Here is an 18,724-nt window from a genome sequence, read left to right on the forward strand (position 1 = left end):
TCAGCCCTCCTGCTGCTCTACCGGCGCGGCAGGAGCCTCGCCAGCTTCGGTACTCACCGCGACCGGGCCGCCCGTACTGGTCGGCTCGGCGGCCGCGCGGCCCGCCTCGGTACCGCCCTGCGTGGTGCCCGACGACCCGGAACGCAGCCTGCGCGGACGCTCGGGACGGTCGCCACGCTCGCGGCGCGGACGCGACGGACCCGTCTCCGCCGGAGCTTCCCGGCCGGGTACCGCATCGCCCTTGTAGATCCAGACCTTCACGCCGATCCGGCCGAAGGTGGTACGGGCCTCGAAGAACCCGTAGTCGATGTTGGCCCGCAGCGTGTGCAGCGGAACCCGGCCCTCGCGGTAGAACTCGCTACGCGACATCTCCGCGCCGCCCAGGCGACCGCCACACTGCACCCGGATGCCCTTGACCATCGGGTTCTTCATCGCCGACTGCATCGCCTTGCGCATCGCCCGCCGGAAGCTGACCCGGCTGGACAGCTGCTCGGCGATGCCCTGCGCGACCAGCTGGGCATCCGACTCGGGGCTCTTCACCTCGAGGATGTTCAGCTGGACCTGCTTGCCGGTCAGCTTCTCCAGCTCGCCACGGATCCGGTCCGCCTCGGCACCCTTACGGCCGATGACGATGCCCGGACGGGCGGTGTGGATGTCGATGCGGACCCGGTCCCGGGTGCGCTCGATGTCCACCTTGGAGATGCCGGCCCGCTCCAGGCCGCGGGACATCATGCGCCGGATCCGTACGTCCTCGGCGATGTAGTCCTTGTACAGCTTGTCGGCGTACCAGCGGCTCTTCCAGTCCGTCGAGATGCCGAGCCGGAACCCGTGCGGGTGAACCTTCTGACCCATTACTCGGTCTCCTCCTCGGCAGCAGCCGCTGTGGTGTTCTTGGCGGCCGGCTTCTTCGCCGGCGCCTTCTTGGCTGCCTTCTTCGCGGGCGCCTCGGTGGCGGCCGGTTCCTCGGTGGCCACCGGCTCGGCCGGCTGCGCCTGAGCCGCCGCCTTCTTCACCGGCCGGATCGGCCCGGCCTGGACCGACTCCACCGCGATGGTGATGTGGCAGGTCCGCTTGCGGATCCGGTACGCCCGGCCCTGCGCCCGCGGCCGGAACCGCTTGAGCGTCGGGCCCTCGTCGACATACGCCTCGCTGACCAGCAGCGAGTCGGGGTCGAGCCGCTCGTTGTTCTCGGCGTTCGCGATCGCTGAAGCCAGCACCTTGTAGACCGGTTCGCTGGCGGCCTGCGGCGCGAACTGCAGCACGGTCAGCGCGTCCTTCGCGGGCAGCCCGCGGACGAGGTCGACCACGCGGCGCGCCTTCGTCGCGGACATGCGCACGTGCCTGGCAACCGCACGGGCGCCCGGCAGCACGGCGTCGCCAGAGCTCGCGGGTCGGCGTTGCGTGTTCGTTGGCATCGGTGTCCTTACCTAACTGTCCGCTGGTCCGCTTACCGGCGCCGGCTCTTGCGGTCGTCCTTCTCGTGACCCTTGAACGTGCGGGTCAGAGCGAACTCGCCGAGCTTGTGGCCGACCATCGACTCGGTCACGTACACGGGCACGTGCTTGCGCCCGTCGTGAACGGCGATCGTGTGCCCGAGCATCTCGGGGGTGATCGTCGACCGTCGCGACCAGGTCTTGATGACGTTCTTGGAGTTCCTGTCGTTCTGCGCTTCCACCTTCTTCATCAGGTGGTCGTCGACGAACGGGCCCTTCTTCAGGCTGCGAGGCATATCTACTCAGAACCTTCCTCAGCCGCGCTTGCGGTTGGCGTAGCGGCGGCGAACGATCAGCCGGTCGCTCGGCTTGCCCTTGCGACGGGTACGACCCTCGGGCTTACCGTTCGGGTTGACCGGGTGGCGACCACCGGAGGTCTTGCCCTCACCACCACCGTGCGGGTGGTCGATCGGGTTCATCGCGACACCACGGACGGTCGGGCGCTTGCCCTTCCACCGCATCCGGCCGGCCTTGCCCCAGTTGATGTTTGACTGGTCGGCGTTGCCGATCTCGCCCACCGTGGCGCGGCAGAACACCGACACCCGGCGGATTTCCCCGGAGGGCATGCGCAGCGTGGCGTAGTCCGCCTCGCGGCCGAGCAACTGGATGCCGACGCCGGCCGAACGGGCCAGCTTGGCGCCACCGCCCGGGCGCAGCTCCACGGCGTGAACCGTGGTGCCGACCGGGATGTTGCGCAGCGGCAGGTTGTTGCCCGGTTTGATGTCGGCGCGGGAGCCCGACTCGACCCGGTCGCCCTGCTTGAGGTCCTTCGGCGCGATGATGTACCGCTTCTCGCCGTCGGCGTAGTGCAGCAGCGCGATGCGCGCGGTGCGGTTCGGGTCGTACTCGATGTGCGCGACCTTCGCCGGTACGCCGTCCTTGTCGACCCGCTTGAAGTCGATCAACCGGTACTGGCGCTTGTGCCCGCCGCCCTGGTGCCGAGTGGTGATCCGGCCGTGGGCGTTGCGCCCGCCCTTGCTGTGCAGCGGCACGACCAGGGACTTCTCCGGCTGCGACCGAGTGACCTCGGCGAAGTCGGCGACGCTGGAGCCTCGACGACCGGGCGTGGTCGGCTTGTACTTGCGGATAGCCATTATCGATAAACCCCTAGCTCACCGGGCCGCCGAAGGCCTCAATGCGGTCCCCGTCGACGAGCTTCACGATCGCGCGCTTGGTGTCCTTGCGCTTGCCGATACCGGTACGCGTGCGCTTGCGCTTGCCCTGGCGATTCAGGGTGTTCACCGTCTCGACGCGGACGTTGAAGATCTGCTGGATGGCAATCTTGATCTCGGTCTTGTTCGCGTCCGGGTGCACCTGGAACGTGTACCAGTTCTTGTTGAGCTCGCTGTAGCTCTTCTCCGAGATCACCGGCGCGACGATGATGTCGCGCGGGTCGGCGATCGTGCTCACTGTCCGCCCTCCTCGCTGGCGTCGTCCTGCACAGCGGCCGCGTCGGCGGACCCGCCGCCGGCCACCCACGGCACACCGAGGAACTCGTCCAGGGCCGTGGTCGTAAACACCACGTCGTCGGCGACCAGTACGTCGTACGTGTTGAGCTGGCCGGCCTCGATCAGGTGCACGGCCGGCACGTTGCGCAGGGAGAGCCAGTTCAGCTCATCCTCGGCGCCCAGCACGACCAGTACCCGCTTCGCTTCGGCGACGACCTTGCCCAGCGTCGCGACCGCGGCCTTGGTCGACGGCGTCTCACCGTCCACGAAGGACTCCACCAGGTGGAGGCGGCCGTCGCGGGCCCGGTCGGACAGGGCACCACGCAGGGCGGCGACCTTCATCTTCTTCGGGGTGCGCTGGCTGTAGTCCCGCGGGACCGGGCCGTGCACCACGCCACCACCGGTGAACTGCGGCGCGCGGGTCGAACCCTGCCGGGCCCGGCCGGTGCCCTTCTGCTTGTACGGCTTCTTGCCGCCGCCGGACACCTCGCCACGGTTCTTGGCCTTGTGCGTGCCCTGCCGGGCCGCCGCCAGCTGCGCCACCACGACCTGGTGCATCAGCGGGATGTTGGCCTGTACGTCGAAGATGTCCGCGGGCAGGTCAACCGAGGCGGTCGTGGTGCCCTCACGGCTGATGACGTCGACGGAGGTCACTTCGTACCGCCCTTCTTGGCCGCGCTGCGGACGAGCACCAGCGCACCCTTCGGACCGGGTACCGCGCCCTTGACCAGGATGAGGTTGTTCTCCGGGTCGACCGCCTGGATGGTCAGGTTCTGCACGGTGTAGCGCGAGCCACCCATGCGGCCGGCCATCCGTACGCCCTTGAACACGCGGCCCGGGGTGGCGCAGGCGCCGATCGAACCCGGGGAGCGGTGCTTGCGCTCGACACCGTGGCTGGCGCGCAGGCCGTGGAAGCCGTGCCGCTTCATCACACCGGCGAAGCCCTTGCCCTTGGTCCGACCGGTGACGTCGATCGGCGCACCGGCCTCGAACGCCTCGACGGTGACCTCGGAGCCCAGCTCGTACTCGCTGGCGTCGGTGGTGCGCAGCTCGACGATGTGCCGGCGCGGCGCCACGTTCGCCTTGGCGTAGTGTCCAGCCTTCGGCTTGTTGACCTTGCGCGGGTCGATCGCACCGAACGCGAGCTGGATCGCGGAGTAGCCGTCCTTGTCGGCGGTGCGGACCTGGGTCACGACGCACGGGCCGGCCTGCACCACGGTCACCGGGACAACGCGGTTGTTGTCCCAGACCTGGGTCATGCCGAGCTTGGCGCCCAGGATCCCCTTGACTTGCCTGTCCATTAGTCGAGTCCCTACTACAGCTTGATCTCGATGTCGACGCCCGCCGGCAGGTCAAGGCGCATCAGCGAGTCGACCGTCTTCGGCGTCGGGTCGATGATGTCGATCAGACGCTTGTGCGTACGCATCTCGAAGTGCTCGCGCGAGTCCTTGTACTTGTGGGGCGAGCGGATCACGCAGAAGCGGTTGATCTCCGTGGGCAGCGGCACCGGGCCCGCGACCTGCGCCCCGGTACGTGTCACCGTCTCCACGATCTTGCGAGCCGAGGAGTCGACGACCTCGTGGTCATAGGCTTTGAGCCGGATGCGGATCTTCTGTCCCGCCATAGTGGCTTCTGTTCCTTCTTCTCGATGCCGCTGTTGTGCGGGTCCGTGGACCGCCCCGGCTCGTCTCCGAGCTCCGGGTCTAGGCCCCGCTCCCGCTCGTACCGACCCCCGCGGTCGGGCGTGTCGCCTTGTGGAACCAGGCTCCGCCCCTGATCCGGAGCGGTCTGGCGGCGTCCCGACTCAGGGCCGGATCGCCGAGGCGTTCGTCCGTGGCTCACCACGCCGATGGGCGGGAGAACCGTTCGGTGGTCGAAAGGCGCCCAAGGTGTTCGAGCGCCATGCGGGGGTGGCCGACCGAAATCGGCCACCCCGCGCTGAGCACAACCTGTTCAGTATGCCGTACCGAGGTACGGCGACAAAATCAGGGTTACCCAGGTCACTTAATGATCTTGGTGACCCGACCCGCGCCAACGGTGCGGCCGCCCTCACGGATCGCGAACTTGAGACCTTCCTCCATCGCGATCGGCTGGATGAGCGCCACCGTCATAGCGGTGTTGTCGCCCGGCATGACCATCTCGGTGCCCTCGGGCAGCGTGACGACGCCGGTGACGTCCGTGGTCCGGAAGTAGAACTGCGGACGGTAGTTCTGGAAGAACGGGGTGTGCCGGCCGCCCTCCTCCTTGGAGAGGATGTAGACCGTGCCCTCGAACTCGGTGTGCGGGGTGTTGGTCCCCGGCTTCACCACGACCATGCCGCGCTCGACGTCCTCGCGCTTGATACCGCGGAGGAGGAGACCGACGTTCTCGCCGGCCCGAGCCTCGTCGAGCAGCTTGCGGAACATCTCGATGCCGGTCACGACGGTCCGCATCGACTTCGGCTTGATGCCGACGATCTCGACCTCCTCGTTCGGCTTGAGGATGCCCCGCTCGCAACGGCCGGTGACGACCGTACCGCGACCGGTGATCGTGAAGACGTCCTCGATCGGCATCAGGAACGGCTTCTCGGTCTCCCGCTCGGGCTGCGGAATCGCGGTGTCGACCGCGTTCATCAGCTCCATGAGCTTGTCCGCCCACTCGGCGTCGCCCTCGAGCGCCTTCAGCGCCGAGACGCGAACGACCGGCAGGTCGTCGCCCGGGTACTCCTGGCTGGAGAGCAGCTCGCGCACCTCCAGCTCGACCAGCTCAAGCAGCTCCTCGTCATCGACCATGTCGCTCTTGTTGAGCGCCACGACGATGTACGGGACGCCGACCTGGCGGGCCAGCAGCACGTGCTCGCGGGTCTGCGGCATCGGGCCGTCGGTGGCGGCCACGACCAGGATCGCGCCGTCCATCTGGGCGGCACCTGTGATCATGTTCTTGATGTAGTCGGCGTGACCAGGGCAGTCGACGTGGGCGTAGTGCCGCGCCTCAGTCTGGTACTCGACGTGTGCGATCGAAATGGTGATGCCGCGGGCCTTCTCCTCCGGCGCCTTGTCGATCTCGTCGAACGGCGTGTACGGGTTGAGATCGGGCATCTTGTCGTGCAGGACCTTGGTGATGGCCGCGGTCAGCGTCGTCTTACCGTGGTCAATGTGACCGATGGTGCCGATGTTGACGTGCGGCTTAGTCCGCTCGAACTTCGCCTTCGCCACTGCTGTCCTCCTGTGGACTTCTTGGTTCGTACGTCGTTTACCTGGGTCTGGCCGCAGTGGCCGGCCCGGATGATGCAGCTCGCTCCCGCCGGGACCAGCCGGGGATCACTCCCCGGCTGCCTCGGTGGATTGCTCGGCGGCGATGCTCACTCGCCCGTCGCCTTCGCAATGATCTCCTTCGCGACGTTCTGCGGAACCTCCGCGTAGGAGTCGAACTGCATCGAGTAGCTCGCCCGGCCCTGGGTCTTCGACCGCAGGTCGCCGACGTAGCCGAACATCTCCGACAACGGCACCAGGGCGCGGACGACGCGGGCACCGCCGCGCTCCTCCATCGCCTGGATGATGCCGCGGCGGGAGTTGAGATCGCCGATGACGTCACCCATGTTCTCCTCCGGGGTGACGACCTCGACGGCCATCATCGGCTCGAGCAGCACCGGATCGGCCTTGCGGGCCGCCTCCTTCAGCACCATCGAGCCGGCGATCTTGAACGCCATCTCGGACGAGTCGACCTCGTGGTACTTCCCGTCCGTCAGCGTCAGCTTCAGCCCGACCAGCGGGTACCCGGCGAGGACGCCGTACTGCATCGCGTCCTGGGCACCGGCGTCGACCGAGGGGATGAACTCCTTCGGGATGCGCCCACCGGTGACCGCGTTGACGAACTCGTACGTCGGCCCGTCCGAGGCCAGCGGCAACGGCTCCAGGTTCACGAGAACGCTGGCGTACTGCCCCGACCCACCGGTCTGCTTCTTGTGCGTGTACTCGACCTTCTCCACCTTGCGGCGGATCGTCTCCCGGTAGGCCACCTGCGGCTTGCCGATGTTGGCCTCGACGCGGAACTCGCGCTTCATCCGGTCGACGAGGATCTCCAGGTGGAGCTCGCCCATACCGCTGATCACGGTCTGGCCGGTCTCCTCGTCGTTGCGGACGCGGAAGGTCGGGTCCTCTTCGGCCAGCTTCTGGATCGCGGTGCCGAGCTTCTCCTGGTCGGCCTTCGACTTCGGCTCGATGGCCACCGAGATGACCGGCTCCGGGAAGGTCATCGACTCCAGGATCACCGGGTGCGCCGGGTCGGACAGCGTGTCGCCGGTCGTGGTCTGCTTCAGACCCTGTACCGCGACGATGTCGCCGGCCTGCGCGAACGGGCGGTCTTCCCGCTTGTTCGCGTGCATCTGGTAGATCTTGCCGATCCGCTCCTTGCGGTCCTTCGTGGAGTTGATCGTCTGGGCGCCGGACTCGATCCGACCCGAGTACACCCGCACGTAGGTGAGCTTGCCGAGGTGCGGATCCGTCTGGATCTTGAAGGCCAGGCCGGCGAACGGCTCGTCGACGCTCGGCCGGCGGTGGATCGGCGTCTCGCCGTCGGTGGCCGTACCGTCGATCGCCGGAACGTCCAGCGGCGACGGCAGGTAGTCCACGACGGCGTCGAGCATGGGCTGGACGCCCTTGTTCTTGAACGCCGAGCCACACAGCACCGGGTTGACCTTGCCAGCGATGGTCGCCGCGCGGGTGACCGCCTTCAGCTCCTCGACGGTGAACTCGCCGCCCTCCAGGAACTTCTCCAGGACGGCGTCGTCCGTCTCGGACAGCGTCTCCAGCAGCTTCTCGCGGTACTCGTTGGCCTGGTCAACCAGGTCCGCCGGGATCTCCTCGACGGCGTAGTCCTCGCCCTTCTGGGTCTCCCCGCGCCAGGTCAGCGCGCGCATCCCGAGCAGGTCGACGACGCCGATGAAGTCGGCCTCGTTACCGATCGGAATCTGGAGCACCAGCGGGTTGGCCTGGAGCCGGGTCACCATCATGTCGACGCAGCGGAAGAAGTCCGCGCCGGTGCGGTCGAGCTTGTTGACGAAGCACATCCGGGGCACGTGGTACTTCTCGGCCTGCCGCCAGACCTGTTCGGTCTGCGGCTCCACGCCGGCAACGCCGTCGTAAACAGCCACCGCACCGTCCAGAACACGCAGCGAGCGCTCGACCTCGACGGTGAAGTCGACGTGGCCGGGCGTGTCGATGATCTGGATCGTGTGGCCCTTCCACTCGCACTTGGTTGCGGCGGAAGTGATGGTGATACCGCGCTCCTGCTCCTGCTCCATCCAGTCCATGACGGCAGCGCCCTCGTGAACTTCACCGATCTTGTACGTGATACCGGTGTAGAACAGGATCCGCTCGGTGGTCGTAGTCTTACCAGCGTCGATATGCGCCATGATGCCAATGTTGCGGAGCTTGGCGAGCGCGTTGTCGGCGGCAGCCACTGTGATCCCCTACTTCGTCTTCGTTTTCGTGACCTCTACCACCGGTAGTGCGCGAAGGCCCGGTTGGATTCGGCCATCTTGTGGGTGTCCTCGCGCCGCTTCACGGCGGCACCGAGGCCGTTGCTCGCGTCGAGCAGCTCGTTCATGAGTCGCTCAACCATCGTCTTCTCGCGCCGAGCCTTGGAGTACGTCACCAGCCAGCGCAGTCCCAGAGTGGTGGCCCGGGTCGGGCGCACCTCAACCGGCACCTGGTAGGTCGCGCCACCGACGCGGCGGCTGCGTACCTCCAGAGTCGGCTTCACGTTGTCCATGGCGCGCTTGAGCGTGACCACGGGGTCGGTGCCGGTCTTCTCCCGGCAACCCTCCAACGCGCCGTACACGATCCGCTCGGCGAGCTGACGCTTGCCGCGCATAAGGATCTTGTTGATCAGCTGGGTGACCAGCGGTGAGTTGAAAACCGGGTCGGCGACCAACGGCCGGCGCGGCGCGGGGCCCTTACGCGGCATGTCAGCTCTTCTCCCTCTTCGCGCCGTACCGACTGCGCGCCTGCTTGCGGTTGCGGACGCCCTGGGTGTCCAGCGATCCGCGAACGATCTTGTATCGGACGCCCGGGAGGTCCTTCACCCGGCCGCCGCGAACCAGCACGATCGAGTGCTCCTGCAGGTTGTGCCCGACACCGGGGATGTACGCGGTGACCTCGATCTGGCTGGTCAACTTGACGCGGGCCACCTTGCGCAGTGCCGAGTTCGGCTTCTTCGGCGTGGTGGTGTACACGCGCGTGCACACGCCGCGCCGCTGCGGGCTTCCCTTGAGCGCCGGCGTCTTGGTCTTGCTCGTCTTCGCCTGGCGGCCCTTGCGGACCAGCTGCTGGATGGTGGGCATCCGGGTCTCGAATCTCCCTTCGACCGCTGCCTCGCGGCCGCGCCGTCTTGCCTGTCGAACGTCCTACACCTGCCGTGCGGCCGGATCGGCGACGATCGCCTGTCCGGCCCCCGCGGTCGGGCGTGTCGTCCGGCACACGGGCCCGACGGCAACCATGCGGACCGCCGGGTTAATTTCTCGGGCGACGCCACACGGGCGCACGCACGATGAGCCCAGGGCATGCCCGGGCACGAGGGGAAAGAGTACCGACCGTTTGAGCCCTCGTCAAAATGAGCCCTACGGAAGTCACTCCGGTATCAAATAGTACCTCGCGATTACGGAACCCTGCCGCCGACCGGCCGTCGCGCGGTGCCGGGCCGAGTGAGGCCCGTCTCAGTCGCCGCGCTCAGCTGATGAGCAGGGCGAGCACGAACCCGAACGCGGCCACGCCCAGGCCCGAGGCCCCGCACCAGATGCCGGCGAGCGCCGCACCCCGGCCCTTCAGGCGTCCCCGGGCCGATCCGATCTGGCGGAGCGCGATCGTACCCAGCGTGATCGCGGCCGCACCGAGCAGAGCGGACAGGATCGCGAACGCACCCGAGACCAGGGGACCCCAGCCGCGGCTGGCGCCGGCCACTCCGAAGCAGATGACCACGAGAGCCACCAGCGCGGTCCCGATGCCGGCCACCATGCTCCCGGTGGCCAGGCCGAGGAAGGTCGGGTTGACCGGCAGGTAGGCGATCCCGAACTCGGTGCCGGGTACCGGGTCGATGCGTACCGGCCGGCCCTGGGCGACGACGGGTCCTGATGGCGGCGGCGGGGGTGCCGGCACCCTCGGGTACCCCTGGTGGACAGGTACGCCACCCGGGTACTCCAGCGCACCGCCGGGGTGCGCCGGCGGCCGGACGACCGGCGTCGGGCCCGGGTACGGGTGCCACCCCGGGGGCGCCGGAGGCGGGTACGGCTGGCCCGGCCCCGGCGGCGGATAGTGCGGCGCCGGCATCGAGGGGGGTGGCCCGGGGTTGGCCCAGGGCGGCTGGGGCGGCTCCGTCACGGCCGGCCTTTCAGTTCACGTTGGGGGCGTAGTTCGTGCCGCCGGAGCTGCCGGCCATGTGCAGCAGCCCGACGATGGCCGCGACCACCACGGCGGTCGCCGCCAGGACGATGCCGACCCAGGCCAGCGCGACTCCGATGCGGATGCGCCGGCCGCCGGTGAGGAACCCCTTCGCCGCCGACATCTCCCGCCGGGCGTCCCGGGCCAACAGCAGGGCGAGTGCCGCCGGGATGAGGCCGCCGAGGAAGAATCCAGTGACGGCGGCGACGATGCCGAGCGCCAGGACCGCGACCGCCTTCGACGACGGCACCGGATCGGGATCGAGCGGATGCCGCACGGTGGCCACGTCGATCGATCCCACGCTCGCTCCCGGGATAGCGCTCACCACTTTATAGAAACAGATCGGGGCCTCAGGCGTTCACCTGAGGCCCCGATCTCACGCTCGGTGCCGGCTGTTCGGCCGGGTTTCGCTCGGCGCGTCAGGCGCCGGGCGATGACCCAGACCGGTCAACCGGCCGGCCTGGGTCGGCACGGCGTGCGCCGAGCGACGACCCAGACCAGTCGACCGTCAGCGGAACGATCCGAGATCGAAGTCGTCCAGCGGTACCGCGTGGCCGCTGGCCGGCCCGAAGCCGTAGTCGGTCTCGGCGTACCCGGTCATCGAGTACACCTTGGCCTTGGCCTCCTCGGTCGGCTCCACCCGGATGTTGCGGTACTTGCTGATGCCGGTACCGGCCGGGATGAGCTTTCCGATGATCACGTTCTCCTTCAGACCGATCAGCGAGTCGCTGCGGGCGTGGATCGCCGCGTCGGTGAGCACCCGGGTCGTCTCCTGGAAGGACGCCGCCGACAGCCACGACTCGGTGGCCAGCGACGCCTTGGTGATACCCATGAGCACCGGACGCCCCGCGGACGGCTCGCCGCCCTCGGCCACGATCCGCCGGTTCTCCGCCTCGAAGTGAGCGCGGTCGACCAGCACACCCGGCAGGAACTCGGTCGAGCCGGAGTCGATGATCGTCACCCGCTTGAGCATCTGGCGGATGATGATCTCGATGTGCTTGTCGTGGATGAGCACACCCTGCGACCGGTAGACCTCCTGGACCTCCTGGGTCAGGTGGACCTGGACGGCCCGCGGACCCAGTACCCGCAGCAACTCGTGCGGGTCGATGGTGCCCTCGGTGATCTTCTCGCCGACCTCCACGTGCCCGCCGTCGGTCACCCGCAGGCGGACCCGCTTGGAGATCTTGTCGTGGACGATCTCGTCGCTGCCGTCGTCCGGCACGATGATGATCTTCCGCGACCGGTCGCCTTCCTCGATCCGGATCCGGCCGGCGATCTCCGCGATCGGCGCCTTGCCCTTGGGCACCCGCGCCTCGAAGATCTCCTGGACACGGGGCAGACCCTGGGTGATGTCCTCACCCGCGACGCCACCGGTGTGGAAGGTACGCATCGTCAGCTGCGTGCCCGGCTCACCGATCGACTGGGCGGCGATGATGCCGACCGCCTCGCCGACGTCCACGGTCTTGCCGGTCGGCAGCGAACGGCCGTAGCAGGCCCCGCAGACGCCCAGCTTGGACTCGCAGGTGAGCACGCTGCGCACCCGGACGTTCTCGACGCCCGCCGCGACCAGCTTGTCCACCAGGATCGAGTTGATGTCGTCGCCACGATGCGCGACGACGTTGCCCGACGTGTCCTTGATGTCGTCGGCCAGCGTACGGGCGTGCGCCCCGGTCTCGGCGTGCTCGTGCACCACCAGCTGACCGTCCGCCGTCCGCTCGCCGACCTGCATCGGGATGGCCCGGTCGGTACCGCAGTCCTCCTCACGGATGATCACGTCCTGCGAGACGTCCACCAGACGCCGGGTCAGGTACCCGGAGTCGGCGGTACGCAGGGCGGTGTCGGCCAGACCCTTGCGGGCACCGTGCGTGGAGATGAAGTACTCCAGCACGGACAGGCCCTCACGGAAGGACGACTTGATCGGACGCGGGATGATCTCACCCTTGGGGTTGGCCACCAGACCACGGATCGCCGAGATCTGCCGGAGCTGAAGCAGGTTACCGCGAGCACCCGAGTTGATCATCTTCCACAGCGGGTTCTCCTTCGGCAGAGCCGTCTCCATCTCCTTGGCAACCTCGTTGGTCGCCTTGGTCCAGATCTCGATCAGCTCGCCGCGGCGCTCCTCCGCGGTCATCAGACCACGCTGGTACTGCTTGTCGATGCGCTCGGCTTCCCGCTCGTACCGCTCCAGGATCTCCCGCTTGCGCGGGGGCTGGACCACGTCCTCGATACCGATCGTCACACCCGACCAGGTGGCCCAGTGGAAACCGGCCTCCTTGAGCGCGTCCAGAGTGGCCGCCAGGGCGACCTTCGGGAAGCGCTCGGCCAGGTCGTTGACGATCGCCGAGAGCTGACCCTTGCGGATCTCGTAGTTCACGAAGCGGTACCCGGGCGGCAGGGTCTCGTTGAACAGAACCCGACCCAGGGTCGTGTCCATGATCAACGGAGTACCCGGCTCCCAGCCCTCCGGAGCGTCCCACGGGGCGGCACCGACGCCGTTGTCCACGCCGATCACACCGTGGAGGCGGATCCGTACCGGCGCCTGCAGGTGCAGCTCGCCGTTGTCGAAGGCCATCCGCGCCTCGGCGTCCGAGCTGAACGTCCGCCCGGCTCCGGGCAGGTCCTCCCGCTTGTGCGTGAGGTGGTACAGGCCGATGACCATGTCCTGGGTGGGCATGGTGACCGGCTTGCCGTCGGCCGGCTTGAGGATGTTGTTCGACGAGAGCATCAGGATCCGGGCCTCGGCCTGCGCCTCGGCGGCCAGCGGCACGTGCACCGCCATCTGGTCACCGTCGAAGTCCGCGTTGAACGCGGTGCAGACCAGCGGGTGGATCTGGATGGCCTTGCCCTCGACCAGCTGCGGCTCGAAAGCCTGGATGCCCAGACGGTGCAGGGTGGGCGCCCGGTTGAGCAGCACCGGGTGCTCGCCGATGACCTCTTCCAGCACGTCCCACACGACCGGGCGCTGACGCTCGACCATCCGCTTGGCGGACTTGATGTTCTGCGCGTGGTTGAGGTCGACCAGCCGCTTCATCACGAACGGCTTGAACAGCTCCAGCGCCATCTGCTTGGGCAGGCCGCACTGGTGCAGCTTGAGCTGCGGGCCGACCACGATGACCGAACGGCCGGAGTAGTCGACGCGCTTGCCCAGCAGGTTCTGCCGGAACCGGCCCTGCTTGCCCTTGAGCATGTCGGACAGCGACTTCAGCGGCCGGTTACCGGGACCGGTGACCGGACGGCCACGGCGGCCGTTGTCGAACAGCGCGTCGACGGCCTCCTGCAGCATCCGCTTCTCGTTGTTGACGATGATCTCCGGGGCACCCAGGTCGATCAGGCGCTTGAGCCGGTTGTTCCGGTTGATCACACGGCGGTACAGGTCGTTCAGGTCCGACGTCGCGAACCGGCCACCGTCCAGCTGCACCATCGGGCGCAGGTCCGGCGGGATCACCGGTACGCAGTCCAGCACCATGCCCAGCGGCGAGTTGGTGGTGTTCAGGAACGCGGCGACGACCTTGAGCCGCTTGAGCGCACGGATCTTCCGCTGGCCCTTGCCGGAACGGATCGTCTCGCGCAGGTCCTCGGCCTCGGCGTCGAGATCCATGTTCTCGATCAGCGCCTTGATCGCCTCGGCGCCCATGGCACCCGAGAAGTACTCCCCGAACCGGTCGCGCAGCTCGCGGTACAGCAGCTCGTCGGTGACCAGCTGCTTGGTGTCGAGCTTGCGGAACGTGTCCATGACCTCGTCGAGCCGGTCGACCTCGCGCTGCGCCCGGTCACGGATCTGGCGCATCTCGCGCTCGCCAGCCTCCTTGACCTTGCGCCGCACGTCCGCCTTGGCGCCCTCCGCCTCCAGCTCGGCCAGGTCCTGCTCGAGCTTGGCGGCGCGCTTCTCGATCTCCGAGTCGCGGGCGTTCTCGGCGTGCCGCTTCTCCGCACCGATCTCGCTCTCGACCGTGGACATGTCGCGGTGCCGCGCCTCGGTGTCCACGCTCGTGATGACGTACGACGCGAAGTAGATGATCTTCTCGAGGTCCTTGGGAGCCAGGTCGAGCAGGTAGCCCAGGCGGCTCGGGACGCCCTTGAAGTACCAGATGTGGGTCACCGGCGCCGCGAGCTCGATGTGTCCCATCCGCTCACGCCGCACCTTGGCCCGGGTCACCTCGACGCCGCAGCGCTCACAGATGATGCCCTTGAACCGGACCCGCTTGTATTTCCCGCAGTAGCACTCCCAGTCCCGGGTCGGGCCGAAGATCTTCTCGCAGAAGAGCCCGTCTTTTTCCGGCTTGAGGGTGCGGTAGTTGATCGTCTCGGGCTTCTTGACTTCGCCGTGCGACCACTGGCGGATGTCGTCCGCGGTCGCCAGGCCGATACGCAACTCGTCGAAGAAGTTGACGTCGAGCACTTGGTCCCTCGTATTTCTTGATCGCTACGCGATGCTCGGGTTTGTGGTCGCCAGGCGGGGCCCGGCCGGCAGGCCGGCCGGACCCGACACCTCAGATCTCCTCGACGCTGCTGACGCCCTCGTTGGGACGCCGGGACAGGTCGATACCCAGCTCCTCGGCCGCCCGGAACACCTCGTCGTCGGTTTCCCGCATCTCCAGAGCCACGCCGTCGCTGGAGAGCACCTCAACATTGAGGCACAGCGACTGCAGCTCCTTGAGCAGGACCTTGAACGACTCGGGAATGCCGGGCTCGGGGATGTTCTCGCCCTTGACGATCGCCTCGTATACCTTCACGCGGCCGAGCACGTCGTCCGACTTGATCGTGAGCAGCTCCTGCAGGGCGTACGCGGCGCCGTACGCCTGCATCGCCCAGCACTCCATCTCACCGAAGCGCTGCCCACCGAACTGCGCCTTACCACCCAGCGGCTGCTGCGTGATCATCGAGTACGGTCCGGTCGACCGAGCGTGGATCTTGTCGTCGACCAGGTGGTTGAGCTTCAGGATGTAGATGTAGCCGACCGCGATCCGGTCGGGCAGCGGTTCGCCGGACCGGCCGTCGAACAGCTGCGCCTTGCCGCTGGCCCCGACCAGCTGGACACCGTCCCGGTTGGCCAGGGTCGAGTCGAGCAGGCCGGCGATCTCCTCTTCCTTCGCGCCGTCGAAGACCGGGGTCGCCACGTTGGTGTCCGGCTCCGACTCGTGCGCGTTGATCGACCGCAGCGCCTTCTTCCAGGTGGTGTCGTCGCCCTCGAGCTTCCAACCGGTCTTGGCGACCCACCCGAGGTGCGTCTCCAGCACCTGGCCGACGTTCATCCGGCTCGGTACACCCAGCGGGTTGAGCACGATGTCCACGGGCGTGCCGTCCTCCAGGAACGGCATGTCCTCGACCGGAAGGATCTTGGAGATGACACCCTTGTTGCCGTGCCGGCCGGCGAGCTTGTCGCCGTCCTGGATCTTCCGCTTCTGGGCCACGTACACCCGGACGAGCTCGTTGACGCCCGGCGACAGCTCGTCGCCGTCTTCCCGGGAGAAGGTACGGACACCGATGACCGTGCCGCTCTCACCGTGCGGCACCTTCAGGCTGGTGTCCCGGACCTCGCGGGCCTTCTCACCGAAGATCGCGCGAAGCAACCGCTCCTCCGGGGTCAGCTCGGTCTCGCCCTTGGGCGTGACCTTGCCGACCAGGATGTCGCCCGGTACCACTTCGGCACCGATCCGGATGATTCCCCGCTCGTCCAGGTCGGCCAGCATCTCCTCGCTGACGTTCGGGATGTCGCGGGTGATCTCCTCCGGCCCCAGCTTGGTGTCGCGGGCGTCGACCTCGTGCTCCTCGATGTGAATCGAGGTGAGGACGTCCTGCTGGACCAGCTTCTGGGACAGGATGATCGCGTCTTCGTAGTTGTGGCCCTCCCAGGGCATGAACGCCACGAGCAGGTTGCGCCCGAGCGCCATCTCACCCTCGTCGGTGCACGGCCCGTCCGCGATGACCTGGCCGGCCTCGACCCGGTCACCCTCGAAGACCACCGGCTTCTGGTTCACGCAGGAGCCGGCGTTCGACCGGCGGAACTTGTGCAGCAGGTAGGTGCGGCGGTGGCCGTCGTCCTGGTGCACCGTCACGTAGTCGGCGCACAGGTCCTCGACCACGCCACCGACCTCGGCGACGACCACGTCACCGGCGTCGACCGCGGCGCGGTACTCCATGCCCGTGCCGACCAGCGGCGACTCCGCCTTGATCAGCGGTACGGCCTGGCGCTGCATGTTCGCGCCCATCAGGGCCCGGTTGGCGTCGTCGTGCTCGAGGAACGGGATCATGGCGGTCGCGACCGACACCATCTGGCGCGGCGAGACGTCCATGTAGTCCACAGCCAATGGCGCCACGGCCTCGAACTCGCCGCCCTTACGACGGACCAGCACCCGCTCGCCGGCGAACGCGCCGTCGCTCTTCAGCGGCTCGTTGGCCTGCGCGATGACGTGCCGGTCCTCCTCGTCCGCGGTCAGGTAGTCGATCTGGTCGGTGACCCGACCTTCGAGGACCTTCCGGTACGGCGTCTCGATGAAGCCGAACGGGTTGACCCGGGCGAAGGTGGACAGCGCGCCGATCAGACCGATGTTCGGGCCTTCCGGCGTTTCGATCGGGCACATCCGTCCGTAGTGCGACGGGTGCACGTCACGGACCTCGAAACCGGCCCGCTCCCGGGACAGACCACCAGGGCCCAGCGCCGACAGGCGGCGCCGGTGGGTCAGACCGGCCAGCGGGTTGGTCTGGTCCATGAACTGGGACAGCTGCGACGTACCGAAGAACTCCTTGATCGCCGCCACTACCGGGCGGATGTTGATCAGGGTCTGCGGCGTGATCGCCTCGACGTCCTGGGTGGTCATCCGCTCGCGGACGACCCGCTCCATCCGGGACAGACCGACCCGGACCTGGTTCTGGATCAGCTCGCCGACCGTACGCAGGCGCCGGTTGCCGAAGTGGTCGATGTCGTCCGGCTCGTACCCGTCTTCGCCGGTGTGCAGCCGGCAGAGGTACTCGACGGTCGACACGATGTCCTCGACAGTCAGCACACCCGTGGTGATCGGGACGTCGACCTCGAGCTTCTTGTTGAACTTGTATCGCCCGACCTTCGCCACGTCGTAGCGCTTCGGGTTGAAGAACAGGTTGTCCAGCAGGGTCTGCGCGTTCTCCCGGGTCGGCGGCTCACCGGGCCGCAGCTTCCGGTAGATGTCGAGCAGGGCTTCGTCCTGGCCGGCGATGTGGTCCTTCTCCAGCGTGGTCATCATCAGCTCGGACCAGCCGAACCGCTCGCGGATCTGCTCGTTGGACCAACCGATGGCCTTGAGGAGGACGGTGACCGCCTGGCGGCGCTTGCGGTCGATGCGAACGCCGACCGTGTCGCGCTTGTCAATGTCAAACTCCAGCCAGGCACCCCGGCTGGGGATGACCTTCACGCTGGACAGGTCCCGGTCAGAGGTCTTGTCCGGCTGCTTGTCGAAGTACACGCCCGGCGAACGGACGAGCTGGCTGACCACGACGCGCTCGGTGCCGTTGATGATGAAGGTGCCCTTCGGCGTCATCATCGGGAAGTCACCCATGAACACCGTCTGGCTCTTGATCTCGCCGGTGGTGTGGTTGGTGAACTCCGCGGTCACGAACAGCGGCGCACAGTAGGTCAGGTCCTTCTCCTTGCACTCCTCGATCGAGGCTTTGACCTCGTCGAAGCGCGGCGCGGAGAATGACAACGACATAGTTCCGGAAAAGTCCTCAATGGGACTAATTTCGTCGAGGATTTCTGCAAGACCCGAACGAGCGTGCGGATCATCAGCCGAACGCGTTGCCCACGCCTCGTTGCCGACCAACCAGTCAAAGGACTCGGTTTGAATGGCAAGGAGGTTGGGGACTTCGAGGTGTTCGGTGATCCTGCCGAATGAGATTCGGCGGGGAGCGAAGGCGCTCGACGACGTACGACTGGTCTTCGCAGGGCGGGAAGCTGCCAAGATGCGTCCTTCCGAGGACCGGTGGTGCTGCAAAACGGCCGTTGCGCGTGCACCCCGATTGACCCCTGTTAAATTACCCAAAACGGACAATCTAGGCGGGGGCTAGTTCGGAAGGCAGCGCAAACTAGCAGTGTAGCCGAAAGGCTAACCGCTGTCGAGCCCCCATCGCGAAGTCTCCTGAGCGGGCCATACCGGGGGGTGAACCCGGGGCCTGCACGGGCCTCAAGGACCCTTGCTCGGGACTTCCAGCGACGGTCTGGCGCATCCGCGGAAGGCGTTGCGCAATCAGCGTGCCTGTCCCGTGCGGCCCCGTCAAGAGTTGAGCGACGGGTCGGACACGGGTGATGCGCAACTTGCATATGCGCATACGGCATATTCGGACAAAGGGGTGCGCAGAAGGCTCCGGCCGGGCCATCCGGTGGCCAACTTCCCGG

At 67.5% G+C, this 18,724-nt stretch carries 15 protein-coding genes and 1 pseudogene; all 16 read right to left on the bottom strand.

Features of this window, described 5'->3' with window-relative positions; all coding sequences use genetic code 11:
* Positions 1–852 carry a 30S ribosomal protein S3 gene (rpsC, locus tag Raf01_RS02005; RefSeq protein WP_203915950.1) on the bottom strand — a complete coding sequence of 284 codons (852 nt, stop codon included), beginning with the start codon at positions 850–852 and terminating at the stop codon, positions 1–3.
* Positions 853–962: 110 nt separating this feature from the next.
* Positions 963–1,415: pseudogene (gene rplV, locus Raf01_RS02010) on the bottom strand (50S ribosomal protein L22); the annotation flags it as partial.
* 32 nt (positions 1,416–1,447) lie between these two features.
* Positions 1,448–1,729, bottom strand: coding sequence for a 30S ribosomal protein S19 (gene rpsS / locus Raf01_RS02015; RefSeq protein WP_203915952.1), 282 nt, complete (start codon positions 1,727–1,729; stop codon positions 1,448–1,450).
* Positions 1,730–1,747: 18 nt separating this feature from the next.
* Entirely contained in the window at positions 1,748–2,587 is an 840-nt protein-coding gene (rplB, locus tag Raf01_RS02020) for a 50S ribosomal protein L2 (protein ID WP_203915953.1), read from the bottom strand.
* Between the two features lie 13 nt (positions 2,588–2,600).
* A complete protein-coding gene (gene rplW / locus Raf01_RS02025; protein WP_203915954.1) occupies positions 2,601–2,903 on the bottom strand; it encodes a 50S ribosomal protein L23 in 303 nt (100 codons plus the stop codon).
* Positions 2,900–3,595 carry a 50S ribosomal protein L4 gene (gene rplD / locus Raf01_RS02030; RefSeq protein ID WP_203915955.1) on the bottom strand — a complete coding sequence of 232 codons (696 nt, stop codon included), beginning with the start codon at positions 3,593–3,595 and terminating at the stop codon, positions 2,900–2,902. Before rplD ends, rplW begins: the two co-directional genes overlap by 4 nt.
* Positions 3,592–4,242: a 50S ribosomal protein L3 gene (gene rplC / locus Raf01_RS02035; protein ID WP_203915956.1), complete on the bottom strand. Its 651-nt coding sequence runs from the start codon at positions 4,240–4,242 to the stop codon at positions 3,592–3,594. Before rplC ends, rplD begins: the two co-directional genes overlap by 4 nt.
* 14 nt (positions 4,243–4,256) lie before the next feature.
* Entirely contained in the window at positions 4,257–4,565 is a 309-nt protein-coding gene (gene rpsJ, locus Raf01_RS02040; protein ID WP_007073037.1) for a 30S ribosomal protein S10, read from the bottom strand.
* Between the two features lie 376 nt (positions 4,566–4,941).
* Complete coding sequence (gene tuf, locus Raf01_RS02045; protein ID WP_203915957.1) at positions 4,942–6,135, bottom strand: elongation factor Tu; 1,194 nt, start codon at positions 6,133–6,135, stop codon at positions 4,942–4,944.
* A gap of 146 nt (positions 6,136–6,281) precedes the next feature.
* Positions 6,282–8,387, bottom strand: a complete 2,106-nt coding sequence (gene fusA / locus Raf01_RS02050) for an elongation factor G (protein WP_444544542.1) — start codon at positions 8,385–8,387, stop codon at positions 6,282–6,284.
* A 29-nt stretch (positions 8,388–8,416) separates the two neighbouring features.
* On the bottom strand, positions 8,417–8,887 hold the full coding sequence (gene rpsG / locus Raf01_RS02055) for a 30S ribosomal protein S7 (protein ID WP_203915959.1): 471 nt from the start codon (positions 8,885–8,887) through the stop codon (positions 8,417–8,419).
* Between the two features lies 1 nt (position 8,888).
* Positions 8,889–9,263 (bottom strand): 30S ribosomal protein S12, encoded by a 375-nt coding sequence (rpsL, locus tag Raf01_RS02060; protein WP_203915960.1) that lies wholly within the window; start codon positions 9,261–9,263, stop codon positions 8,889–8,891.
* 385 nt (positions 9,264–9,648) lie between these two features.
* Positions 9,649–10,296 carry a DUF4190 domain-containing protein gene (locus tag Raf01_RS02065; protein ID WP_239133299.1) on the bottom strand — a complete coding sequence of 216 codons (648 nt, stop codon included), beginning with the start codon at positions 10,294–10,296 and terminating at the stop codon, positions 9,649–9,651.
* Positions 10,297–10,306: 10 nt separating this feature from the next.
* A complete protein-coding gene (locus Raf01_RS02070; protein ID WP_239133300.1) occupies positions 10,307–10,657 on the bottom strand; it encodes a hypothetical protein in 351 nt (116 codons plus the stop codon).
* 207 nt (positions 10,658–10,864) lie between these two features.
* Complete coding sequence (locus Raf01_RS02075) at positions 10,865–14,755, bottom strand: DNA-directed RNA polymerase subunit beta' (protein ID WP_203915962.1); 3,891 nt, start codon at positions 14,753–14,755, stop codon at positions 10,865–10,867.
* A gap of 91 nt (positions 14,756–14,846) precedes the next feature.
* A complete protein-coding gene (rpoB, locus tag Raf01_RS02080) occupies positions 14,847–18,290 on the bottom strand; it encodes a DNA-directed RNA polymerase subunit beta (protein ID WP_203916136.1) in 3,444 nt (1,147 codons plus the stop codon).
* Positions 18,291–18,724 lie beyond the last annotated feature (434 nt).

This window comes from Rugosimonospora africana (genome assembly GCF_016862975.1).
Lineage (GTDB): Bacteria > Actinomycetota > Actinomycetes > Mycobacteriales > Micromonosporaceae > Rugosimonospora > Rugosimonospora africana.